Below are 23,192 nucleotides of genomic sequence, written 5' to 3' on the forward strand. Positions count from 1 at the left end.
CAGGTGGACTGGTAGAGAATACCAAGGCGCTTGAGAGAACTATGCTGAAGGAACTCGGCAAAATGCTCCCGTAAGTTCGCGAGAAGGGAGACCTCGGTCCGGGCAACCGGATTGGGGTGGCACAGACCAGGGGGTGGCGACTGTTTATCAAAAACACAGGGCTCTGCGAAGCCGCAAGGCGACGTATAGGGTCTGACGCCTGCCCGGTGCTGGAAGGTTAAGAGGAGGTGTGCAAGCACCGAATTGAAGCCCCAGTAAACGGCGGCCGTAACTATAACGGTCCTAAGGTAGCGAAATTCCTTGTCGGGTAAGTTCCGACCTGCACGAATGGCGTAACGACTTCCCCGCTGTCTCCAGCATAGACTCAGTGAAATTGAATTCCCCGTGAAGATGCGGGGTTCCTGCGGTCAGACGGAAAGACCCCGTGCACCTTTACTACAGCTTCACACTGGTATTCGTCACGACATGTGTAGGATAGGTGGTAGACGTTGAAGCCTTGGCGCCAGCTGAGGTGGAGTCACCCTTGAAATACCACCCTTGTCGTCATGGATATCTAACCGCGGTACAACAATATCCGGGACCGTGTGTGGCGGGTAGTTTGACTGGGGCGGTCGCCTCCCAAATGGTAACGGAGGCGCGCGAAGGTGGGCTCAGAGCGGTCGGAAATCGCTCGTTGAGTGCAATGGCATAAGCCTGCCTGACTGCGAGACTGACAAGTCGAGCAGAGACGAAAGTCGGCCATAGTGATCCGGTGGTCCCTCGTGGAAGGGCCATCGCTCAACGGATAAAAGGTACGCCGGGGATAACAGGCTGATGATGCCCAAGAGTCCATATCGACGGCATTGTTTGGCACCTCGATGTCGACTCATCACATCCTGGGGCTGGAGCAGGTCCCAAGGGTTTGGCTGTTCGCCAATTAAAGTGGTACGTGAGTTGGGTTCAGAACGTCGCGAGACAGTTCGGTCCCTATCTGCCGTGGGTGTAGGAGAATTGAGAGGATCTGTCCCTAGTACGAGAGGACCGGGATGGACGTACCTCTGGTGGACCTGTTGTGGCGCCAGCCGCATTGCAGGGTAGCTATGTACGGAAGGGATAACCGCTGAAAGCATCTAAGCGGGAAACCCACCTCAAAACCAGTTCTCCCTGAAGAGCCGTGGAAGACCACCACGTCGATAGGAAGCGTGTGGAAGTGTGGCAACGCATGAAGCTTAGCTTTACTAATAGCTCGTTTGGCTTGATCCTCTCATTAGTCAATGCTCATCTTTTAAAAGCGCCAAAGGCGCTTTGAAACGATCATTTTAAGTGCACTACCGCCTAGCGGCTACTTGAGTGCGTTTGAAATGATCAAACCAAGACCAGTTTTACCCCTCGTGGAAACACAGTTCGAAGCGCAAGCTTCGCAAGGCCAAGCGGCCGCCGCCCGGTCAGGGCGCGCTCCCGCAGGCCAGCGCTTGAAAAGCGCGGTGCGGCCGTGAGGGAAAAGCAAACTGCGCTTCGCCGGCCTGGTGGCCTCAGCGGGGAGCCCCCACCCGATCCCATCCCGAACTCGGCCGTGAAACTCCCCAGCGCCAATGGTACTGCATCTTAAGGTGTGGGAGAGTAGGTCGTCGCCAGGCCTGCAAAACGCAGTTTGACATTTTTAGTGCGCTACCGCCTATCGGCTGCTTGAGCGCGCATCTCTTCAACATAGCGCTCACGGCCGCATCGGGCTTCGCCCTGGCCTCCCAAATCCAGGTTTTTTGGGGCGGCCAAAAGTGGCCGGCGCGCACTTGCGCTTGCCTTCGCTGCGCTTCGGAACTCTTGTCCCTTAACAGCGCAGCATCCAAGGCAACAAAATTCCAGGGCATGCCCCAGATGGAGCAGCCCACGCGACGCCCGCAGATCCGAAAGGATCGAGGACGCGCTAAACAAAAATGACCGGGCAAACAAAGCCCTCGCCGGAAACTTCGGTTCCCGAGCACACAAAAATAACGCGGGATGGAGCAGTCCGGTAGCTCGTCAGGCTCATAACCTGAAGGTCGCAGGTTCAAATCCTGCTCCCGCAACCAAATACGTTATAAAATACAATAAATTAGTTTGCGCATAGGTTCTTGGGAGTCTGTTCCCGCACAGCTAAACGCTCAGCTTTAGCTCAGTTCCATTTTGAAGATCGATGATCTATTGCATTTATGGCGTCTTGTAGATGGTTTGGGCAATGATGGCCGTATACCTTCTCCACCATTTGAGGCGACATTCCGACAAAGCCACCTGTGTCCCATGCTGACACGCCGTTTTGTAAAAGCCAAGTCACGCATGTATGTCTTAGTGAATGCGGGATCACATCGGTCAATCCAGTGTTCTTTGTGGCCTTCTTAAAAGCACCTTTGACACAGGTCTTTATTGGTTTCCCGCGGTATTCGACAAAATGGGTGTTCATCAAGCCCTTCGAGTGCCACCGTCTCATATGTGAAAGAAGTCGGCGAGGAAGCGGATTCGGTGGTTGGCGTTTGTTCGTTTGTTTTTTGCCATATGGAAGTCGGTAAAATACTCCGTTCTGCAAATCAACATATGCATGTCCGGGCGCTAGATAAGGCGATGCCGCCAAGATTGTGGCTGCTCGCGATCCCGTGTACAAGCCGATTAGAATGAATCGTGTCAAATGACGGAGCGGATGGAAAGCAGTTTCAGCTTTTTCACAGTTAGGGCTATTCTTATGTATTGCCTGGCTACTTTTGTGTCTCCAGCAAAAATGCAGCAATTTTGCTGCTTCATCTCTTGTCAAGAATCTTTCTCTAGGCGGTCCAAGTTCCGGGACATAAAAATTTACTTTGCCGGAATGCAGTTCATCACCTGCATGTAGGTTCACAGCGGCTCGAAGACAGCACAAGAGATTCCTTGCTGACTTACCTTGCCTGGCTCGCGCGTATTCCCTGCAAGTACCTGGAGTAATGTAGGAAATGGGCTTATCCCCCCAGTGTTCATTCAAGGTATTGACCAGATAATCCAAATGTTTTGGCTTAGTAGTCAAAGGTCTTTTGACTGAGTGATAATAGGCCAGGGCGTGCGAAATCGTTGTGTTTTGAATGCTAGGTACTACGTCATTTCGTGTTCGTCGTTTTTCAAAGATGTATTCTGCGAGTTTTTCTTCAGCCTTTTCAATTTCACCCTCAAAGCATCCTGTGGAGACATACCGTCCCCTGTCTCTGATAATGTACTTTCCTCTTTCGATAAGATTTCCTTTCTCATCGTAGCGGCTCTTCCTGAATTGAAGTCTCGGTCCTTTTGCTCTACGCGACATTTCAGCCTCATTTCTTCAATGTACTCGATTGTTGTGAAATACCGCCCTGCGATCATCTCAGCTCGCAGTAGCCCTCTATGGATAAGAGTCCTCAGGCTGTTTTCCGATATTCCGCCTTCAGGGAAGGCGACTTCAGCCGCCTTCTTGAGGCGCAGCGGCGAGTTTCTACTGAGCTTTCCGACGTGCATTGATTACCTCCGAAGATGTTTGCAGGGAAGTAAGGCGCGAGTAACTTTATCAAAAAAATAGTAAATAAAAAATAAAAATTAGAAAATTTCAAATAGTTGACAATATAGTATTGAATAACAAGAATGGAAATCGATCAAAGAATTTGAAATAAAAGCATTGAATCCTTTTTCAGACGCTTCGAGTAGGGATTGAAAACTAAAAATGCAGTCAAAGGAAGCGTGAAATAGGGACTCGCACCAATAAGGAAATTATTTTGCCACGCGACCGATCTCGCGTGGCTTTGATGCAAGAGGATTTTTGAAGAAGGTTGCAAATTAGGTGGATATTGTAAATTGCTTCGAAGGCAACAGAGAAAATGGGATGCCTTCCATCACTGGATTGTTCGGGATGAAAGGGTTTGCGAAATTCGGTGAATGCGCGAAGATTTGCATATTCAGGATGAGCGGCAATGGGGCAACGAAGAGGATGGGGAAACTCTTCGGTTTGACGAAAGTCCTGGAGAGTTTCCCATATCGGAAAACCTTTTGAAGCCAGATGCAAGATCTGCACGATTCTCAAGATGTCGAATACTAATAAGCGGAACTAGACAGGCATACGCCGTCCGTCGGCTGATGAAGGCATGGACAAGTGCAGCCAAACCGGTGTTTGGGAGGCGGAGCAGGCAAAAACTTGCCAGGTGATGCGCTGTGACCGTCCAGCTTTTTCTGGAAACGAATTCTTGAGCGACACCGTCAAACCTCAATTCAGAGGCCTCCGTAAAAGTTACATGACGTCGCGCGAAGCAAAAATGTGTCAAGCTCACCTGATTCGGTGGCTTCTTGGCCCAATGGAAAAGCCATTCGGCCGAAAAAGTCTTTGATTTCAGATTGATGAGGGATTCATCAGAATCGCTCTGTGTCGAGAAGAGGATGGCAAATGGAGTACTATCTTGAGGACCTAGGCGTCCCACAGAGACATTCCATGGTTCAGCGTGCATTGCGTTCAATGACTGATATTCGAATTGGGCGGCGAATCCCTAGTACCGAGGAGCTCGAGCACGGATTTCCGTTCTATAAAGACAGTCTAACGGCAGATTTGATCAATTACTGTAGATACTTATGTAAAATAGACACCTTCTTTGACATTGAATCAGAACTGCTTTCAATCACAGAAGAGTGTGGGGCAGATGAATTGATAAGTGTCTGCGAAACTTTTCTTAACTCAGCAAAAGCAGTCAATTTTGCATACAGCAGAAATATCGAAGACTTCACGAGGCGGCTGAACGTCTATGAAGCCCGGCATGAGAAGGATTCGGAACTTGAGTTCGATGGGTTGGACAGCGTTATGGACAGCCTGAATATGGTGTCCTGCGTATTTGCCAAAGTCATCAATGACTGCGCCAAAAACAGTTCCGCGGAGACAGCGGCTAGCCTTGGAAAAAACACTCAACTGATTGATCGGTGTCTCGGCGAAGCCATGAATCGTTTCAGTTTGGCCGCGTACGAGCTGTTTCTGATTGAAGATGCGCTCGACAGTCAAGACGCTGAAACGGTTCAGATGTCCCTGTTCCGATTGGGGGCAAGGAGAGGGATTTATCCTGTGTGGCCGGAAGATCAGCTACATACCCAGCCTCTTCATACCGACTTAAAGGCTGAAGCTACAGACCGGGGATGGTGCCATGAGGATCCACGCGATTTCGGACACACATGACGAAATCGACCTTACAACTCCGTATCTGCCTGTCGCAACTGGTGAACTGAAAGACCTCGATTTCGTCGTGCTCGCCGGGGACATCGGGAGAGGTGTTGATATCGCTGCCGAACGTCTGATGCGAGATGCCGCACAATGCCCGATCGTTAGGATTCTAGGGAATCATGAAGCCTATAAAACGGGAAACACGGTCCCAGACATCACACAGAGATATCGCAAACTTTTCGGACCCGAGGTCCTGATCTGTTTCCTCGAGAACGACAATGTTGTCCTCAAGGCCAAGAATGGAGAGCTAGTTAAATTCATAGGCTCCACCCTCTGGACAGATTTCAAGCTGTATGCCGATCAAGACGTGCCTGTCGAAATCGCAATGGAGTCGGCGAAACGGTTGAATGACTATCACTTGATCGTCGGCGAACGGAACCACGTCGGGCTGACGCGCCGACTGACACCGGAAGATACACTCCGGTGGCATCAGACATCCGTGGAATACATCGTTGGTGAGCTCGAAAAGCCGTTCGATGGGCTTCGCGTTGTTGTGACACATCATAGTCCTGTACGAGGATGCTTAAACCCTGCCTACCAAAAACGTCATCAGGATCGTGTGCTTTCTCCTTCGTTCGGATCTGATCTTTCCTGGATCTGTGAGGATGATCACCTCGCTCCAGACCTCTGGATCTCCGGTCACGGTCACAACTCGTTTGATTTCGAAATCGGCATGACCCGAATGGTTGGCAATCCGGTCGGTTATGGCCGAGAAAACCTGGAATTCGATCCACATTTGGTCGTTGATACCGAAATGCTACCCCGTTTTCGAGTGTGAGGACCGACGCTTTAAAACGGAGATTCCGCCGTCGGGGGTTCAGGAGAGCAGGATGATCAACGAAAAAGACGATGATGTTCGAAAACCGATGGAGAAGCTCCACGAGGACGGAGAGGCTCCCGAACAACAGAAAAGGCTCGATGCGTTCATTGATAAAATGGCGGTGTCGGGTCCGAATGAGGAAGCGTTTTTCGAAGAGCGGCGGCGTAAGGGTCTGGGCGTCGGACTTGACGAGGACGGCAACCTTGTCAAAGCCAGCGATTGCGGAAACAAAAAGTTTTCTGCACACAAGCGTAAATGACCGATCTCGCGGACCGTCGTTCCCGACACCTCGAAACCGCTAGGCGCTTCGCCATCTCCCTGAAAGAGCGGGGTGTCGAAATGCGGCTATTTGGCAGTCTGGTTCGAGGGACGGATTTCGACACATCGAGCGACATCGAGTTTCTCGTCCTCGAATGCCCTGATCACGCATCCACCAAGCGGGTTTCTTGTGAATGGCTAAGAGAACCAGCAGAAAGACAACGAAACAGATACGAAGTTCGATTGAGCCAGGCCACTGGCAGGGAGAAATCGTTGGGGTTGGCTCAGTTCATTTCGGGCAGGAAGTTCAGGACGGACCGCCACGGCAGTCAGTCGAGTTTTCATATGTTATCTTGTCTGCCTCGGTGCGACGCGACGGGGATGAGTTCTATTGGCCCGCAACAATAATGCTCATTGCGCCGACGGTCATGAAGACCGCTGAATGCGATGGTGGTTACCTCCATGAGGTGAATGGCGTCCCCATTGTCAACATTTCCTTGAACGTCACGCGACCGCAGTTCTCAGACATGTTGCATGCAGTCGGTCGTGGCGTGCCCAAGGATTTTCATTTTACGCTTGAGGCTGGAGCTGATGGAGTTTGGCCTATCCGGTCTTGGGGAATGACAGTCGGGGACAAGGGAAAACCGTAATCGCCTTTGTGCGGGGCCAAATGGATTTTTTGCTGGATTTGGCCGTAGAATGTAGAAACAAAATAGTTTGACGCGTATTGGTTGCATAAGCAGTTGCCCTGTCATGTTGCCCGTTCGGAATTTCAATGAAACGTCTCCTACCAACCTTAATCCTTTCCTTGATCCTTCTTTCCGGCCCAGCGATCGCTATGTCCTGGGATGCCGCGATCACGGCGGTTGAAGCCAAAAGCGAGCGCTACTTCGACATCGCAGACAGCATGAACGCGGGATATCTCGGCACCGCTTTCAATGAGATCGGTGTTCCACGTCATCGATGTTCAATTCTCGGCCGGATGCTGAAAAAGCAGGAAATGTCGGCTCATCTCGAGGTACCGGAATACGAACACCCGAAAACCGGACAAGAATATCTGGAGGAAGGGCAGAGCCTGGCGAACTGGGCCTATCAAGCACGCAAGCTGAAGGTTCTTCCCATGTCGCGCCGGATCCGGATTTGGAATTCGGAATGCGCCGGCCACATGGACATTCCCGCTTCCGCGAGAATCGAGGAGAAAACCAAGGAAGCCTTTTTTGACGTCCGGGACGGAGCCCTTCACGTCTTCGGCCCGGTGACCGAAGGCTATCACGACCGTCTGATAGTCGCCTTGAATGCCCATCCTGAAATCAAGGTGGTGGCACTGGGGAGCGAGGGCGGTAACGTACGTGAAGCCCTGCTCGCCGGAGTCGAGATCCGAAAACGCGGCTTGGAAACGACGCTTCGAAATCCCTGCTACTCGGCGTGTCCGCTCGTCTTTCTCGGAGGCGTAGAGCGCCAGATCTGGTCGCCATATCCCGATCTCGGCTTCCATAAGATATCCGCCCAGAACGGCATCGCGGTGCCGCTTGGAAGCAAGGTTTATCAGGTGGTCTTTGACTACATTCGCGCCATGGGGGCGGACCCGGAATTGACGCTCGCTTTCATGCAAAGCGCCGAGCCGAAAGGTATGCACATGCCGCAGCTCCAGTATCTGTGCCGGGCGAATGTCGCTACATGGATCCAGAGAGCATGTTCTGCGGAAGAGTACCGTTAGTCTGAATCGTCCGGCCCTCTGGAGCGATGCTCGGAGTCGGACGCCTTCTCCAGCCGCTCCTTGGCGCTAAGGGTCGCTACGGCGATCTCCAGCGTCAACTTCAACCCCTCATCGATCAGGGATATGCTGGCCGTCATGCGTGAAGTATTCTCAATTGCGCGACAATCGACGCGGGGACTTTGAAGATGCCGAGACTTCCTGGCGCCTTGAAGGGCTCGAGCTGAATTGGGTGCTCGAAATGCCACCCAAACGCACCTGCTGGCATCTGGCCGGGGACCAAATGGTTTTGACGGTTCATACTCCAGCCCGCATGTGTGAAAGGCTCGACTTTCGATAGGGTTACAAGTCCAATAAATCCTCCAGTGAAACTTGCGTCGATGCCGCGAAAGAGCGGCATGAATTCCTTCGCAACTTTTTGCCCCGTGTGAATCAAGAGTGGTCCGCGATACTCCGTGGTCCATGTTCGCACTTCGATCGTCTTGTGGCCTCGCATTACAAGCTCCGCCCAAGGTTGCTTTATGCTAAGCGCATAATTGGGCAGGATGAAGCTCGTCATGGGAACGTGGCCTTCAATTCAGCGGCAAACCGTCGGTGCAGGTCATAGGCGTCTTTCATGGAAAAACTGCTATTGGAAGAGATTATCGCTTCCCTTAACACGTGCGGGGCGTCGAACTCGTAGCGCGTTAAATCGTATCCTTTTGCCAGTAGTTTTTGAGCCCAGGCCTGAAACGCATCTAGGTGAATTCGGACTCCTGCGTTCTTGAAATAGGGATCTTCTCGAGACGTCAGATCAACCGCATGGACGATCGGATCGTCCAGCAATGCAGTGCGCCGCACCAAACACGGAATGCAGATGCCGCAAGGTTGGCCGGGTTTCTTCAGAACATCGCCAAGAACCTGGCGGGAAGTCAGGTTCCAACAAGTCTCTGTGTCGGCAATTATGGACTTGAATTCTTGTTTGCCAAGGCTGCTTGATAAAAATTCGGTCGCTTCGCGTTTCGTCAGGGCAAGAAATGGATTGTGCACCGTGAGTTTTGCGGCAAACAGCGCGGATAGGAGCTCGCTAGCGAGCTGGTGCAGCTGTGGATGAGCATGGCGGGTCATGCGGTATACAGGAGCGGGTGGTGCGGAAAGTGCGAGCGGTCCGTTTTCGAATTGCATTAAATCTGTCGCACCGAAAGAGCGGGCGAGCGCCCCACCAAGTGCAAGGAACAACATGGAACGATAGTTAAACTGCCCGCCGATTCGCCGTCGCGCACCCTGCCAGACACATCCGACTTGCACGTGGTTTGCGAAACCAAGCGTATTCGCGATTTGCGCTTGCTTAGTTTTAGGGCCGAAAAAGGAAACAAGAGCGGCACTGCGTTCCTTCTCCTTTAGCCAGCCCAGCCCACAGGTGCTGTCCAATCCACCAGAAAACAGTGCCACTGTCTCAGAATGGTCCACTGTTCGCGTTGCCTTTTCGTCGAGCTTGTCGAGGTCGTTGGCACCTTTCCGTTTGGAAAAATCGAACGTCCATTCGGCATTGCCAAGCAACCGCAGCATCTTAGTGAGCGTTTGAAGCGTCTCAGTGTTCCAGGCACCTGGCAACCGCAAAGGCATTTTCACCTCCACTCGTCGGAGCCGCTGGCTGGAGACGCGTTTGGGCATGTGTCTTTCGACTTCCCATACGACACGCGCGATCTCCAGAAGATCACGTCCAGTTGGGCCGAGCCCCTCCGGACCGATCCCGTCGCCGTCGTACCAGGCTATGTCATCAAGGCGGAAAATTAGATCTTGGCTGTCTGGTCGAGGGCCCTTGTGCAAAGTCACCTTTGCTTCATTTTTGTTGTTCATGTCGGAGCCACCAGGTTGTAATAGTTATTGGCAAGAACTCGGAGAACGTCATGCCGTTCCGCCTTGCCCATTATGACGAATTTTTCGTAAAACCGATCATAGATCGCGGTCGCCAGCGTGTCGGCGGCCTGCTGTACGTGACTGGCTGAAGAGCCGAGATCGAGATAGGAATCGGCCTCGACCGTACGGCCGATTAGATCTCCAAGGAATCGGTCGATCGTATGTGCAAACACATCGGGTACCAGCGCTAAATCGATCTCCGCTGAATCTCCATGGACGGCGACCTCGAAATCTCCACCGACGGAACTCGCAAGAAAAGTTCGGAACGCCGCCGACGCCTGTTCGATATAGCGCTCGTCGACTTCATAACCACGCGCGGCAAGGGCACGGTCGATGCAAAGGTCGGCGAGAGCTTCCATAGACCGCGGACCGGCGTCGACGTCATAGGTTGCAGCTATGTCCGCCCAGTTGTCGCCCGCACGCAACCTTTCACCGATTGCAAGAAGATCCTTTAAAAGCTCACTGGCAAAACCGTCGGCCAGAAGGTCGCGGAAAGTGGCGGCCCGACCGCGGTCGCGCAATAATGTGTTGATCTCCCGCGTCAGTTTTGTCTGGTCCGGATTGTTAATCAGGCTGCGTGTGATCGCCTGGAGAGATTGGACGGCACGCAGTAGCGAACCCTTGCCGCCGCCACCGCCGCTACCGCCGCCAAACGAACCGCTGCCACCGCCGAATGAACCCGTACCCATTAGACCCCCATCTCCCAAATCTCGTTTGCTGAATACCGCCGCCAGTCTTCCGGAAGCTGATTGAAAGCATTGTATTCTTTGAACGCCGTCCAGATATTCTCAGGCTCTTCCGAGAGGACTTCGAGTCCGGCAAAGGTCCTGGCAGCGACCTGCGCGTCCTCTCGCCCAGAAAGTTGCGTCAGGCTGTCGTAGAGTTCTCGGTTCTCATCAAGCAGCCGGCTCGCCTGCTGCTTGTGAATACTCCCGCCGAGCCCGACCAGTGTCTGCGCTCCGCGCAATCGACTCTTTAGAGAGACCCTCGCCGCCCAGGCATGATCAAAGCGGTCAAGCCTGCGCAGCCGGGCGCGCAGATTTTCGACGACGATCGGTTCACCACGCCTAACCTCGTTCCATCCGAGCCGGTCTGCGGCGATGGCCGCCATGAGTGGATAAATTCTTGCTTGCTCACCATTGGCAAGCCCTGAAAGATATTGGGCGGCTGCCACATCGTCACCAGAGGCTTCCAGAGTCCTCGCTCTTGTGTAGAGTAGGTCAGCTTTGACGATTGTTAGATCGTTGCTTTCTGCGAGCCTCCTCCCGCGCTCGAGATAGGCTTCGACTCGATCGAGGGTGTCGGCTCCAAGTGGTCGTTGTGCGGGATCAAGAATGCACTCGGCTGCGTTGCGGCAGGCGGCTGCGCAGATCTCAGCAAGATTAGCGTTCTCGTGAACATGCGGATCGAGCGCTTCAAGGGTTTGATCATAGAGGTCGAGAGCTTTCTCATACTCGTGATCGAAATACTGCTCGATCCGTGCAAGATTTAGCCGACGACGAAAATGCTCTCCCTCCGGGATCGTTCCACGTTCGGCAAGTTTAGCAGTCAAGGCAACGGCCGCTTTGGCATTGCGCCGCATCGCTGCGACAGCGCCCGGGCGGCCGGAGTCGGCCTTGTAACACTCGGCTAGCATGTCATGCTTACGAATCCGATTTTCGTCCGACGACGTACGGATCGATTCCAGCATCAGCCGGGCAACAGGCATATCTTGGACGGTAATCGCCGCCGCGATAATATCGAATAGTAGATCCTCTTTGAGATTGTCGGCGAGCATAGGTGTTCGGGCGGCAAGGCCTAGAACCTGCACTTTTTCCTGGAGCGACCATTGCGTGACTCGTTCTGCCCATGCCTGGTTCACGACTTCGGCCGCCGCTTCCTCCTCATTGAGAGCTATTTGTTGCCGACATATCTCGAGCAATGTTCCGAAATCTCTCTTACCGGATAAAGTCGAGAGAAAATCGACACATAACCGGCGTGCTTTCTCGAGATTTTTGCCGGTAATTTCGGCCTTCAGCATGCTGCGTGCCGATGCTGATAGAATCCGCCGGCTGCCGACACTCACGAGAAAGTCCTCCAGCGCGAAAAATGCGTCCGATGCCGAACCGGCAAGGGTTTCCACGTCCCTTTGTGCCAGCGGCCGCTCTATTACGCTGAGTACCGCGCAACCAAGTGGATCAGTGGCTGCTAAGTTCGCAAGGGATTTCTCCGGCAAGTCAGGCATTAGCGCATCCAAGGTCCAGTCGGTGCTTCTATCCGGCACAGTGTTTCCCAAAACCACGATAGAGGATCCGTCGGGCCCTTCGCTGAGGTCACGCCATGCACGCGGAAGGTCAGGTGGTTCGGATAGAATGATGATGATGTTAGGGACAGACAATAATCGCGCTAGGCCACGCAGCGGCTCTTCGGTCATTTCCGCCAGCGCCAGGGCCAATTCCCGATCATGGTGGCGCGGATCGAGAGATCTGTGGGCGTTTGTGGCCCATAGCTTCAACCGCTGTGAGAACCGGCCGCCTCGGCCGAGCCATATGGGTACGACGGGGCGTCCGGTGGTCCTGCGGATTTTCGCGGCAGCGCCGAAGACCCTAGCTTTCAAGCCAGGGTCGTCAACAACACTATAAGTCCCCTTAAGCTCGACGAAAAGTCGTGCCTGACCGTCCCATACGGCCGCCAGTGCCTCTGTGGCTTCATCAACTACGGCCACGCCAGTTTGGAATTCAGGATAGGGCGCCTCGCTGTTTGCGCCTGCGACGTCGGCGAACAACGGTAAGGCAACCCAAGACGCGGGAAACGGGGAAATCTCTCCCCATGTGATGCGGTCGACCGGCTCGGATCGCGACCACACCGCTGGAGCGGCATAGTCCATCCGGCCCGGACCGTCGGGTTCAAGCGAAATCGCCGCGGCGCGGGCCCACGCAGCTGCAATCTCAAGCGGCTCGCCCGCAGCAAGTGCACCGACAAGCGCTTCAAGCATGGTCTGTGCTGTTTTAACCGCGATACGCGCGCGCATTGCGAGGATCGCGACTGCTCCCGGATCGCCGAGCGCGCGCAATACGTCCGGACCCTCCAAACAAAGGCCGGGCTGGGCAGTGTCTTCAGCGAGTGAACAAGCCCAGAAGACCCAATATGGAGGATATGCGCGCCCGTCAGGAAATAGACTTGTGACAAGTTCCGAAACGGATATCCAACTGCTGGCGTCTTCCCCAAGGAGAAGGTTCGGCTGCCCATCGTGTTTACCGTGCCCGAAGTAGAAAACAATGTTCGGAGCGAATTTGGCTGCTTTCATCGCAATGTCGCGGAGCGAATCCCGTCTCAATTGCATTGCCAAGCTCCCGTCGATCCTTCCCTCCGAGACAGGCTTGGCGGCCGCAAATGCTTCGTTCAAGAACCCTTCGGCTCTCTCAGGATCGAATTCCTGGCCAGCACCCGGATGACCGATCAGGATCAGCGCCCGCATTGGATGTTCGAAGCTACCGAATCGAAACCCGGGCTCAGGATCCGCCCGCCGCTGGACTGCGAGCCTTTTTCTGTTCTCTTTGTACAGGAACCTTTGGAAAGCTTCCCAAGGCAAATGAGACGCCTCTCCGGCGGGAACGCGAAGCATCAACGGACCAGCATTCTTGAAAATCCGAATGTCGAGCTCGGCTGCAATCCCGGTGTCGGCAAATGCCTTTTCAAAGGCATCGAAGGCGTCCTTACTCCATAAATCCACGGGTCTGCTAATAAAATTTAGACGTCCGCCGGGAAGCGGCAGATGCTTGCAGGCCCCCGATTCCAGGAGTGTCAGTCTTCGGTTGATCCAACCCTCCTCGATTTGTACATCGACTACCTTCAAGACCCCCACCACCGACGCGCCCTTTGAAAAACACTGATTTCGGAGACTGCACTGAGATGCGCATCCTCGTCGACGGCCAGAGCCCGCTCAATGAGTACCGGCGCCGCAGCACCCAATGCCATAGCCTCAATGAAATCTGATGGGCCCTTAAATGAGGAAACGGCGGCTCCGATTCCTGCCATGATGAGGAGCACGAACCAGTACCAAGCCCGCCCGAGATAGACGGGACGCTTTTGAAAGCGCTTGCGGATTATCTTGATCAAGTCCGGGAGAACGGCCCCTAGCGCTCCAGCTAATGCTGCGTGATACCAAATCATTGATTGTATCCATTCTTGGGTTACTTGTGAGTGATAAGCGGAGGGCGCAGCAGCGAACTCCAGGGTTTGGCAGATCCTCAATTGAACTAGGTTGTTTCAATCTTAGGTTATATATTTATTTTTTAGCAACACTACCATGAAGGCCACTACAATCCGGTCTGTCGATTGGGATTACACACTCGCTGTTCGGACCGATTGCGCTTACTTTCTCATTGGCGCTGCCAGCTCGTCACCGAGTTAGCAGCCGGAAAACTCCTGCTTCCGGCGCTTCAGACTTCAGGCTCAGTGCAAATTAGTGATGGTCTATACATCAAACTGGGGGAGATCTGGGATCTCAACTCAAGTGGTTCGAAGTGCTAGCGGTAGAAAACTGACTTCGAGAGCAAAACGACACTCAGGAGCTCTGGTGTGCCAGAATGCTTTCGCATGAGTCTCCGGTTCCTGAAAGCAGTTAATGTGAATCGATGCCGTTGCGTAGAAATTTCGCTGAAGTCCGTGTTGTAGATCAAGGATTTGCTTCGATCTTCGCTCTTTTTCCTCGGGTGTAAGCGGAGGCTGGTAGCAGGCAACACTTTGCATAGTCTCAAACTATAGTAAAATCGCCATTGTTTGTGGACGAACGGATAGCGCACTACAACTAATGCGGAAAGTATAGATAATCAATACACGCTTGTGGAGGTAGGAGACTTCGATCATCGTGGCAAAGCAATCCGTTCATTCCGCAGAACCGATGATCCAAGGCGTGTTCTTGCAATTGGAACGAGCTCTCTTCCATTTGTGCCATTGCGGTCATGGAGAGGCCGTGGCCGTGGAATTGGTAGACGATGTTTCGCGACACAAGAATGGCAAGGTCTCTACCCGTGAGCAGGACAAGAACACGCTCGATGACGACAAAAGACTGTTTGCCAATCGTAGCCTTGACATTTGGCGGACGCTTCAGATTTGGACAAATGATTTCCGCGCTTCAGGAAGCTTCTGTTCCCACTATCTGCTCGTGACGAACACCCAGGCAACCGGCACAATTGCAGACGCGTTGCGCGCCGATGTTAGCATCCCTGATCGTGCAAACGCGATCTTAGCCGCGATGAACGATGCCGCGCAGAATGGGCGTGTCAGACGAAAGTCAAGGGCGACCTCAAAGATCCAGGCAATCATCGACGATGTGATGGCATTGCCGAGCCATAACTTGCAAGATCTGGTTTCTAGGGTCGAGCTCGTAGAAGAGTTTAACTACAAAAGCATGCGGCAAGAACTTGCCACACGCTTGGGAATTAGCCCAGATGTCGAACGTGAGGCTGTTTTAACCGAACTTATGGGTTGGATGGTCGAAACGCTCAAAGCGGCGTGGGACGCGGGCGCTCCAGGGATAATCACAAAGGAAGCGTGCCTTCGCCAGATCGACGCAATCGAGAGGAGGATGGTTCGGCGCAGATTATTGCCCAGGCCCTCGTCAGAGGTCTTGGTCGGTGAATCGCAGGTACAACATGCCAGAGGACGGAAATTCGTCGAGCATCTAAGTCTTATCGAGGTTGGCGATGATGAGATACTACAAGCAATAGAGCACTTCGTTCAGTTCAATGCAGAGCGCCATCGCCTCGCCAATGAAGGCGAGATCCCCATCCAAGAATGGACAGATCGGGGCAGTCGACTCAAACAACGCTGGCAGAACGTCACCCGGCAGGTTCGTCTAAATCATTCAGACAAGAGCCGAGTCCAGCTTGGCAAACATGTATTTGCTGAAACCACGTACCATCACCGAGAGGCACTTGCTGGCCTGCCTTGTGACGAACTCTACATGACATCAGGTCATTACCACAGACTGGCTGACGACAACTTAGTTTGGTGGGACCCGGAATTCCCGGGGGTTTGAAATGCGTGAAAATCATGAAGAACAAATTCTGCGGAACCCAGCCTACCTTGCGTGCTTGTTGTGGAATTTGGCACGAGTCTTCGCTGACAAGGGGGGTGGTCGATCGCCCAACCTCACACACATGGTGATTGGTACCAGCATGCTTTTTCATGCGGCAAGTGTGGAAAAAATCCGCGCTATGAAGTTCGATAGTGGGTTGCTGAAAGCTATTTCCGATGTTCCCGAGCTTGTTGCCGGCGGGCAAAGTAGACTTGAGGCAGCGTTACCTACGTGCCTTCAAGCTCTGCAATTAGGGGTGGCTGCTGGAATCATTCAGAGAGAGAGTGGGCACGGGTTACCCACCTTTCTAGCTTTAGGAACGAACCTGCCGAAGGCACTCCGTGACACCGACGCCACCAGCGGTCCGGGCATCTCGGCTGCAAGGCGCCTCGGTGCATGGTTCGCTCGAGACGATTTAGCAATCGTTCGGGGCCGTATGGGAGTGCGATTTTAATGAAACTTCACATTAAAGAACTCATTATTTGGCCGGAAGATCCGAATGTCGAACCACGTATCATTGTATTCGATCCCGAGAAACTGAGCGTAATCTCGGGATGGAGTTCTACGGGCAAATCCTCGGTCATTTCAATCATCGACTATGTGCTCGGAGCCGGGACCAGCGCAATTCCAGTGGGCATTATTAGAGACAATGCATCGTGGTATGGCCTAACTCTCGACACTGACGTTGGCCTGATACGACTTGGCCGCGAGAAGCCCCAGCTCCGGCAAGTGTCAGATCAGTACTGGCTATTGCAAGGCGAGGAGGTCTTGCATTCTCCCCCACGCAGGCCGCGCCCAAATGCTCGTACTGAACGCATCAAGCAATTGTTCGATGATCTGTCGCAACTGTCAAATCTTGATACTGATCCCAGCGGCCGCGGCTTTGGCGGACGGGCCAGCTTTAGGGATATGGCTGCCTTCAACTTTCTCCCGCAGCACGTCGTAGCCAACCCTTACACGCTGTTTTTCAAGGCAGACACTTCCCAACACCGAGAAAAGCTTCGAAACGTAATGCCGCTGGCATTGGGGATTCTCACGAACGAGGATCTGGTTAAATTGCACACGCGCCGACTTCTGCGAGACGAACTTAGGCGGGTCGAATCGGACTTGAATCTTCGGCGTGAAGCCCTCGAACGATGGCGGGGAAACGCAACTGTTGCGTTCTATCACGCGCAAGAACTAAGTCTGCTCCCGAGCGGGCCTTTGCCGGAATCCCTCGATGAAGTCATCGACATTCTCAAAGAGGTCGTTGCTGGAGGAGGTGAGACAGTCGCTACATCTGGGCGCGTTTCGGTAGCAGTTGATCGGTTGCAAGAACTCCGAGAAAGAGAACGCGAGTTCGACCGAAGCATTTCCGATGGCAAGAGACGTTTAAGGCGTTTACGCAGTCTTCGGAGTTCCGTCGCTGACTATGGTGACATTCTCGCTGAACAGAAGCAGCGAGTACGAGGCGTAGGTTGGTTCAAAGAAGCCATCGTTGCGCATGAATGCATCCTGTGCGGGTCTGACTCAGGTGCTGCGCGCCGTGCGCTGGAGGAATTGGAAGAGCCAATTTCTGAGTTGGAAGATTTGATAGCAGGCACAGCGGCGACCCCCCCGGTTGTGGACCGGGAAATTTTGGACGTCGAAGCGCAACTCATAAAGGATGAGCAGTCATTGTTGACCTTGCGCCGAACTCGTATCGCTGCTGAGGCAACGGTCGATGCAGAACAGGGTCGTTCGCAAAGTCTTGAGAACGTATATCGTTTCCTCGGCGGCACTGAACAAGCACTCACAATGGTCGGTGAGGTTGAAAGCGAAGGTGGTCTGAGGCAGCAGGAGGAAGACCTGCGCTATCGAATTTCGGAGCTCGATCGCGCACTCGACCAAAATCGGCAGCGAGAGCGAGAGATCCGAATTCACACGGGCATCTCAAAAGGCATATCGCGGTTCATAGAGCTGCTCGAAATAGTTGGTGCCGACGGCACGCCAAGTCTTGATCAGCGCGAGCTCAACATCAAGTTCGAGCGTTCTGAAGGTGAGAAACCCGATTTTTTATGGGAGATCGGTAGTGGCGAAAATTGGATGGCATACCACCTTGCAGCGATGTTCTCCTTGCACACCCTTTTTCTGCGACCAGGCTCGCAGAGCCCGGTGCCAAGCTTTTTGGTTATTGACCAACCAAGCCAAGTCTATTTTCCGAGCGATACCTATAAGCAGTTTGTTGAGAACGATGGGGATCAAGACTCATCTCTCCGCAGCTTGGATTTGCAACGCACTAGACAGATTTTCAAGGCAATCGCACACGTCCAAAAGGCGCTTGGCGGACTTCAGGTGATTATTCTCGACCACGCTGATCGAAACACCTGGGGCGACATCGAGAACATCAAGGAGGTAGGGAATTGGCGCGGCGGCGACGCATTGATCCCATCCAGTTGGTTAGATCAAGACTGAGAGACGCAGGTGGCGCAGGCATAAGCACACGGCAGTAGCAACGTAACACGCGTTCGTGGTCAAAGAGGGGTTGCCGCTGGACAGGACCGAACCTTTCGAAGCGGATCATCGGGCGATGCAAAGACATCACTCGAAAGGCGAGCCATGCTGCGAAGTGATGATGGGGGAACGAGTGTCGACCTATTTTACCGATCGTGAATACGGGGCACGTCCCGCAACAATCGATGTCATCAATGAGCGCCTGTGGGCAGGCCTTTCGGCATCCTGGAGGATCGTCTCTTTGGGCTGGACGGCAACGTTCTTGCGACAGATCAGACGGCGGAACCGACGTCTCATCGAGGCTCCGGTCCATGCGATCGACTACGTCATCACCCACGAGCTCTGCCACATCTCCGAACCTCATCACGGGTCAGCGTTTTATTCCTTGCTGGATCAGGTTCTGCCTGACTGGGAAAAACGGAAGTCCCGGCTCGAACGGTTTATGGCGTAAGAGACACATACAACGGAGGTAAGCCCAACCTGATGCGCTATCAGCTGGGCTTCGTAGTTACGACGTGCCGGCCCTTCAGCATCGATTGTCTGACTGCCAGTGAGACGCTAATGCGGCGGCATAAGCCAATGGGAAGCAAAGTGCTCGAATTTGTTTCCAAGGCGAATGCTGAGTTGCAATGTGTCGCCAGGAGTTGACAGGTGCACGCTTAAATGGTTAATTTTTTCTAAACTAACGTAGATAGAAAACAATAGTAGCTGATGAAAATCGAGTAAGATGCTTATGAAAGAGTATGAAAAATATCAAAAAAATAAAATTCTAGATTGAGTATTTTATTGCGTTTTCAGTAATAGCTTCTTTTTGCATGTATTGGTGGGGGCATGACCAATAGCAATGATGCTTCAGTAGCGCACTATCTTCATAATTCGATAGGTAATCTTTTTCTGAAGAGTAACCGTATTGCGCGACTTAGTACGCACGAGGCTAAGTTCAAAAGGCGTGGATTTGAGGCGTCGGATCCCGAACGACAAGCGTTACTTGAAACTATCGGCGTTACCTTCATTGAAGGGTACAATGAGGCACTTAGCACCTCGCAGATAGAATCTATCCTGAATTTTGAAAGGCTGATCGATCGCAACCACCGGGGTTTTTATCTGGAAGGCGCGGCAATGGGCTGCGCGGTCGCAGATGGGTTGCCTTGGAGTAAGTTGACTGGGTTCGAGCACAGGCTCTCAACGTTGCTCAAGGCAACTTCCGACCGCCAACCCTACCTGACAGTTGTCGGCGCGGGTTGGGCGATGGCTCGAATTTCGTGGCGGCGTAGTGCCATTCTCGCTGCGATAGATCACTTCATTGCGTCTCTGGCATTCGATGGGTGGGGATTTCACGATATCTATTTTCAGCCGTCGCGACTGAAACAAAATGCTGGCCGGGCAGTGCGATCATTGGGAGGGGCCCTCGCGGCGCGATCTTGGGATCAGGGCGCTGGACGTGCACTTTGGTTCACCAGTGGCGGAAACGTGCAGCGCGCCTGCGACGAGATCTATTCGCAGGGGTTTGAACGCCAAGCCGACTTGTTTGCGGGATTGGGCCTCGCAATGACCTATGCGTGTGGCGCGACGGTAGACGAACTTCAAAGTCTGCGGTCTTTGTCGGGCGCACATGCAAAGGACGTTGCGCAAGGCAGCGCGTTTGCTCTCGAGGCGCATGAGTGCGCCGCAACGACAAGTGCAGAAGCACGCAACGCGTGTCGGATCTTGACCGGCAAGGAGCCAGAGGAAGCAATTCGAATTGTAAAGCTCGCGCGACCATCTCGATGCGCTGGCGAGGTTCTCTCATTGGCAGAGGGTCAAGAAGAATATGAAAAGTGGCGTTCAGAAGTAAGAGCAAATTTCGTGCTGTGAAACCAGGATGGGGGCTGAAATGCGTGCCACGCTCAAACAGAATGCCGGAAAGATTGCCGCAGCTGCGGTTGTGACCGCTCTCTTGATGGCGGCAACCGTTCCGCCGCTAATTGCTTCCGGCCAAGATGTTGACGCGTCACGGTTTCAATTTTCGGTGACGGAATTGATTGCGGCCGATCAAGATGGCTACCGAAGTATTCGGGATGTTCACCCTGAACTGATGCCAATTGTTGGCTGGGTCTCTTCAGTCGGAGCCTCAGTCGCGATGGGTGACCTCGACGGTGATGGCATTCACAACGACCTTTGCCTCGTCGAGACGCGCAATGACACCGTTACCTTGTTACCAGCGCCTGGACCATCTAGTTCTAGATACGCCCCAATTCTGTTGCCAACACCTAGCTTAGAATACAAGCCAAACACCATCGCACCGATGGGCTGTCTATTCGCCGATGCTAATGCTGATGGTCAAGAGGATATCGTCGTTTATTATTGGGGGCGGACGCCAGTAATTTTCGAGAATACAGGCGCATTGCAAGCGCAGAAATTCTTACAGCGCGACCTGCTACCGCATCACGAAATCTGGTTCACGAATGCGATGCTCTTCACTGACCTAAACGGAGACGGCTACGGCGACTTTGTAGTTGGGAATTATTATCCGGACAACGGAGGTGTTTTGGATGTCGACGGCTTTAGGCCTGTCGAAATGCAGCACTCCATGTCGAGGGCAGCAAACGCGGGGCGCAATCGCATTTTTCTGAACGAGGGCGGACCTCGTGCGGATTTTGAGTTTGAAGATCAATCCTCCTCGTTCGACGACGATATGGCTCTCGGTTGGACACTTGCGATGGGGGCAGCCGACCTTAATAACGATCTACTGCCGGAGCTCTATGTGGCAAATGATTTCGGTCCTGACAGGTTGCTAGTCAATGAATCGACGCAGGATGAAATCAGGTTCAGTGTGGCTGAGGGTCGCCGTGGTTTCACCGATATTCGGTCCGGTGTTTTGGGCCGGGATTCGTTCAAGGGTATGGGTGTCGATTTCGGCGACGTTAATCGCGATGGACTGCTGGATATTTACGTAAGCAATATTGCAGAAGAGTACGCTCTCCAGGAGAGCCACTTTCTGTTTATACAGACAGCCGGAGAGCAAGCATGGACCAATGGCTCGGCTCCGTTTCAAAACGCCAGCGGGCGTTTGGGGCTTGCCAGATCCAGTTGGAGCTGGGACGCCAAACTAGCAGATTTTGATAATGACGGCCGTCTCGAAGCAGTGCAGGCAACTGGTTTCGTTAAGGGAAGCGTGGATCGGTGGCCTGAGCTGCAAGAACTGGCAACGGGAAATGACGAACTACTAAAGTTTTCAAAATATTGGCCTCGTTTCGGTGTTGGTGACGATCTTTCAGGCCATCGCAATGATGCGTTCTTTGTCGCAGATGTTGCTGGCCGATATCGCGATATCGCTTCAGAGATAGGCTTGGCGGACGCCGGCGTCTCACGCGGAATAGCACTCGCGGATATTGACGCTGATGGCGATTTAGATTTCGCAGTTGCGCGCCAGTGGGAGCCGTCGAAGCTATTCGTCAACCAAAATAGAATGGAACGAAAGTCTTTGATCCTGGATCTGCGTCTAACCAACCCTGGCGGCTCAACCAGGGCTGCGATCGGAGCCCTCGCGCGCGTCTCGCTGCCGGATGGTACTTCGATAGTTGGCTTCAGTGACGTTAGTAACGGGCATTCCGGTCGCCGTTCATCTGAAATTCACTTCGGTCTCGGCGAGATCGCCGAAGACACACTGATTGAAATTTTAGTGAAGTGGCGCGACAGCGATGGCGTTCAAACCAAAAACTTCAAAAAAGCGGCGGGTAGGCACCGGCTTGTTCTGGATCGGCAACACTTAGCAGGAACCCACTCAAATTTTGAAGAAGGGGTCGCCACACCATGACAGTCGCATCTACCGATAGAACAGGCAGGATTTCTTTCAAACCTTCGATTGGTGAACGCTGGTATATCGACAAAAGAGTCGGTGGCCTCGCCAGGTTTGCCGGTGCAATTACTTTACTGAATATCCTTGGCCATTTCTGGCTCGGGTTCGAGCAATCATGGATCACACCTTTCGTTGCATTGGCGGCGGCTTATTTTACAGAGTTGTTTGCCGAAACGGTTCAGTCACATGTCGACAATCGTCAACCGCGTTTTCTTGGAACACCCGGAAAATTTATTTCGTTTCTCCTGTCGGCTCATATTAGCGCACTGGCCGTTTCAATGCTGCTGTTTGCCGCTGAACAGCTTTGGGTGGTGGCATTCGCTGCGTCGATGGCCGTCGCATCCAAATGGCTTTTCCGCATCAAGATGAAGTTGCCTGATGGCCGCACGGCTGAACGTCACTTCCTCAATCCGTCCAACTTCGGCATTACCATTGCGCTGATTTTGTTTCCGTCAGTCGGAATCGCGCCGCCCTATATGTTTACCGAAAACATCTCTGGCGCTCTTGATTGGTTGCTGCCGTTCATAGTCATTTGCCTCGGGAGTTTGCTCAACACAAAATTTACTGGTCGTATGCCGCTTATCGCTGCTTGGCTGCTCGCATTCGCAGCACAAGCCGTGATTCGAGGCCTGTTTCACGACACGCCCATTGTCGCGGGACTTATGCCAATAACGGGCTTCGCCTTCATTCTTTTCACCTTTTACATGGTTACGGACCCGGCGACGACACCAGCAAAACCGAGAAATCAGATCGCGTTCGGTGTCACCGTCGCGATTGCGTACGCAGCGCTGATGGAAATGCATGTCGTGTTCGGGCTGTTCTTCGCGTTGACCCTCGTAACCTTGCTCCGAGGGCTCTGGCTTTTTGCATCATCGCGGGCGCAATTAGACCGTTTTCTTTTTAAAACAAATAGATGAATTGACGGGCGAA

At 53.1% G+C, this 23,192-nt stretch carries 19 protein-coding genes, 1 tRNA gene and 2 rRNA genes (1 of these 22 cut by a window edge); 14 read left to right on the forward strand and 8 right to left on the reverse strand.

Annotated features, from left to right (window positions below):
• The 3 genes from ACO6TI_RS06360 to ACO6TI_RS06370 all read left to right on the forward strand — a co-directional run.
• A 23S ribosomal RNA gene (locus tag ACO6TI_RS06360) occupies positions 1-1,242 on the forward strand; it begins 1,481 nt to the left of the window's first position.
• Between the two features lie 259 nt (positions 1,243-1,501).
• Positions 1,502-1,616 (forward strand): 5S ribosomal RNA (gene rrf / locus ACO6TI_RS06365).
• 355 nt (positions 1,617-1,971) lie between these two features.
• Positions 1,972-2,048 (forward strand) — tRNA-Met (locus ACO6TI_RS06370).
• A gap of 83 nt (positions 2,049-2,131) precedes the next feature.
• On the opposite strand, the gene ACO6TI_RS06375 is transcribed toward ACO6TI_RS06370, so the two are convergent.
• Both ACO6TI_RS06375 and ACO6TI_RS06380 read right to left on the reverse strand, forming a co-directional pair.
• Positions 2,132-2,845, reverse strand: a complete 714-nt coding sequence (locus ACO6TI_RS06375; RefSeq protein ID WP_422385299.1) for a tyrosine-type recombinase/integrase — start codon at positions 2,843-2,845, stop codon at positions 2,132-2,134.
• A 227-nt stretch (positions 2,846-3,072) separates the two neighbouring features.
• The gene (locus ACO6TI_RS06380) at positions 3,073-3,465 is read right to left on the reverse strand and encodes an excisionase (protein WP_422385359.1); all 393 of its coding nucleotides are present in this window, start codon (positions 3,463-3,465) and stop codon (positions 3,073-3,075) included.
• A 961-nt stretch (positions 3,466-4,426) separates the two neighbouring features.
• Here ACO6TI_RS06380 and ACO6TI_RS06385 point away from each other — a divergent pair.
• The 4 genes from ACO6TI_RS06385 to ACO6TI_RS06400 all read left to right on the forward strand — a co-directional run bounded on the left by ACO6TI_RS06385 (position 4,427) and on the right by ACO6TI_RS06400 (position 7,995).
• A complete protein-coding gene (locus tag ACO6TI_RS06385; RefSeq protein ID WP_422384559.1) occupies positions 4,427-5,155 on the forward strand; it encodes a hypothetical protein in 729 nt (242 codons plus the stop codon).
• Entirely contained in the window at positions 5,124-5,978 is an 855-nt protein-coding gene (locus ACO6TI_RS06390; RefSeq protein WP_422384560.1) for a metallophosphoesterase, read from the forward strand. The genes ACO6TI_RS06385 and ACO6TI_RS06390 overlap by 32 nt, the downstream gene beginning before the upstream one ends.
• A gap of 52 nt (positions 5,979-6,030) precedes the next feature.
• Complete coding sequence (locus ACO6TI_RS06395) at positions 6,031-6,279, forward strand: hypothetical protein (RefSeq protein ID WP_422384561.1); 249 nt, start codon at positions 6,031-6,033, stop codon at positions 6,277-6,279.
• Positions 6,280-7,116: 837 nt separating this feature from the next.
• On the forward strand, positions 7,117-7,995 hold the full coding sequence (locus tag ACO6TI_RS06400) for a hypothetical protein (RefSeq protein WP_422384562.1): 879 nt from the start codon (positions 7,117-7,119) through the stop codon (positions 7,993-7,995).
• Here ACO6TI_RS06400 and ACO6TI_RS06405 read toward each other — a convergent pair.
• The 6 genes from ACO6TI_RS06405 to ACO6TI_RS06430 are packed head-to-tail and all read right to left on the reverse strand — an operon-like array spanning position 7,992 to position 14,043.
• A complete protein-coding gene (locus ACO6TI_RS06405) occupies positions 7,992-8,132 on the reverse strand; it encodes a hypothetical protein (protein ID WP_422384563.1) in 141 nt (46 codons plus the stop codon). The genes ACO6TI_RS06400 and ACO6TI_RS06405 overlap by 4 nt on opposite strands.
• A complete protein-coding gene (locus ACO6TI_RS06410) occupies positions 8,129-8,551 on the reverse strand; it encodes an ASCH domain-containing protein (protein WP_422384564.1) in 423 nt (140 codons plus the stop codon). Before ACO6TI_RS06410 ends, ACO6TI_RS06405 begins: the two co-directional genes overlap by 4 nt.
• Positions 8,548-9,831 carry a hypothetical protein gene (locus ACO6TI_RS06415; RefSeq protein ID WP_422384565.1) on the reverse strand — a complete coding sequence of 428 codons (1,284 nt, stop codon included), beginning with the start codon at positions 9,829-9,831 and terminating at the stop codon, positions 8,548-8,550. The genes ACO6TI_RS06410 and ACO6TI_RS06415 overlap by 4 nt, the downstream gene beginning before the upstream one ends.
• Positions 9,828-10,580 (reverse strand): hypothetical protein, encoded by a 753-nt coding sequence (locus ACO6TI_RS06420; RefSeq protein WP_422384566.1) that lies wholly within the window; start codon positions 10,578-10,580, stop codon positions 9,828-9,830. The genes ACO6TI_RS06415 and ACO6TI_RS06420 overlap by 4 nt, the downstream gene beginning before the upstream one ends.
• On the reverse strand, positions 10,580-13,726 hold the full coding sequence (locus ACO6TI_RS06425; protein WP_422384567.1) for a hypothetical protein: 3,147 nt from the start codon (positions 13,724-13,726) through the stop codon (positions 10,580-10,582). The genes ACO6TI_RS06420 and ACO6TI_RS06425 overlap by 1 nt, the downstream gene beginning before the upstream one ends.
• The gene (locus ACO6TI_RS06430) at positions 13,723-14,043 is read right to left on the reverse strand and encodes a hypothetical protein (protein WP_422384568.1); all 321 of its coding nucleotides are present in this window, start codon (positions 14,041-14,043) and stop codon (positions 13,723-13,725) included. The genes ACO6TI_RS06425 and ACO6TI_RS06430 overlap by 4 nt, the downstream gene beginning before the upstream one ends.
• Positions 14,044-14,740: 697 nt before the next feature.
• Here ACO6TI_RS06430 and ACO6TI_RS06435 point away from each other — a divergent pair.
• The 7 genes from ACO6TI_RS06435 to ACO6TI_RS06465 all read left to right on the forward strand — a co-directional run bounded on the left by ACO6TI_RS06435 (position 14,741) and on the right by ACO6TI_RS06465 (position 23,179).
• On the forward strand, positions 14,741-15,913 hold the full coding sequence (locus ACO6TI_RS06435; protein ID WP_422384569.1) for an ABC-three component system protein: 1,173 nt from the start codon (positions 14,741-14,743) through the stop codon (positions 15,911-15,913).
• A 1-nt stretch (position 15,914) separates the two neighbouring features.
• Entirely contained in the window at positions 15,915-16,406 is a 492-nt protein-coding gene (locus ACO6TI_RS06440; RefSeq protein ID WP_422384570.1) for a three component ABC system middle component, read from the forward strand.
• The gene (locus tag ACO6TI_RS06445) at positions 16,406-18,385 is read left to right on the forward strand and encodes a DUF3732 domain-containing protein (RefSeq protein ID WP_422384571.1); all 1,980 of its coding nucleotides are present in this window, start codon (positions 16,406-16,408) and stop codon (positions 18,383-18,385) included. The genes ACO6TI_RS06440 and ACO6TI_RS06445 overlap by 1 nt, the downstream gene beginning before the upstream one ends.
• Positions 18,386-18,500: 115 nt before the next feature.
• The gene (locus ACO6TI_RS06450) at positions 18,501-18,875 is read left to right on the forward strand and encodes a M48 family metallopeptidase (RefSeq protein WP_422384572.1); all 375 of its coding nucleotides are present in this window, start codon (positions 18,501-18,503) and stop codon (positions 18,873-18,875) included.
• Between the two features lie 380 nt (positions 18,876-19,255).
• Complete coding sequence (locus ACO6TI_RS06455; RefSeq protein WP_422384573.1) at positions 19,256-20,278, forward strand: DUF1702 family protein; 1,023 nt, start codon at positions 19,256-19,258, stop codon at positions 20,276-20,278.
• Between the two features lie 19 nt (positions 20,279-20,297).
• Positions 20,298-22,220, forward strand: a complete 1,923-nt coding sequence (locus ACO6TI_RS06460) for a CRTAC1 family protein (protein ID WP_422384574.1) — start codon at positions 20,298-20,300, stop codon at positions 22,218-22,220.
• The gene (locus ACO6TI_RS06465; protein WP_422384575.1) at positions 22,217-23,179 is read left to right on the forward strand and encodes an enediyne biosynthesis protein UnbU; all 963 of its coding nucleotides are present in this window, start codon (positions 22,217-22,219) and stop codon (positions 23,177-23,179) included. Before ACO6TI_RS06460 ends, ACO6TI_RS06465 begins: the two co-directional genes overlap by 4 nt.
• The last annotated feature ends 13 nt before the right edge of the window (positions 23,180-23,192 follow it).

The organism is Roseibium album (assembly GCF_965233825.1).
In the GTDB taxonomy this organism is placed as follows: domain Bacteria; phylum Pseudomonadota; class Alphaproteobacteria; order Rhizobiales; family Stappiaceae; genus Roseibium; species Roseibium album.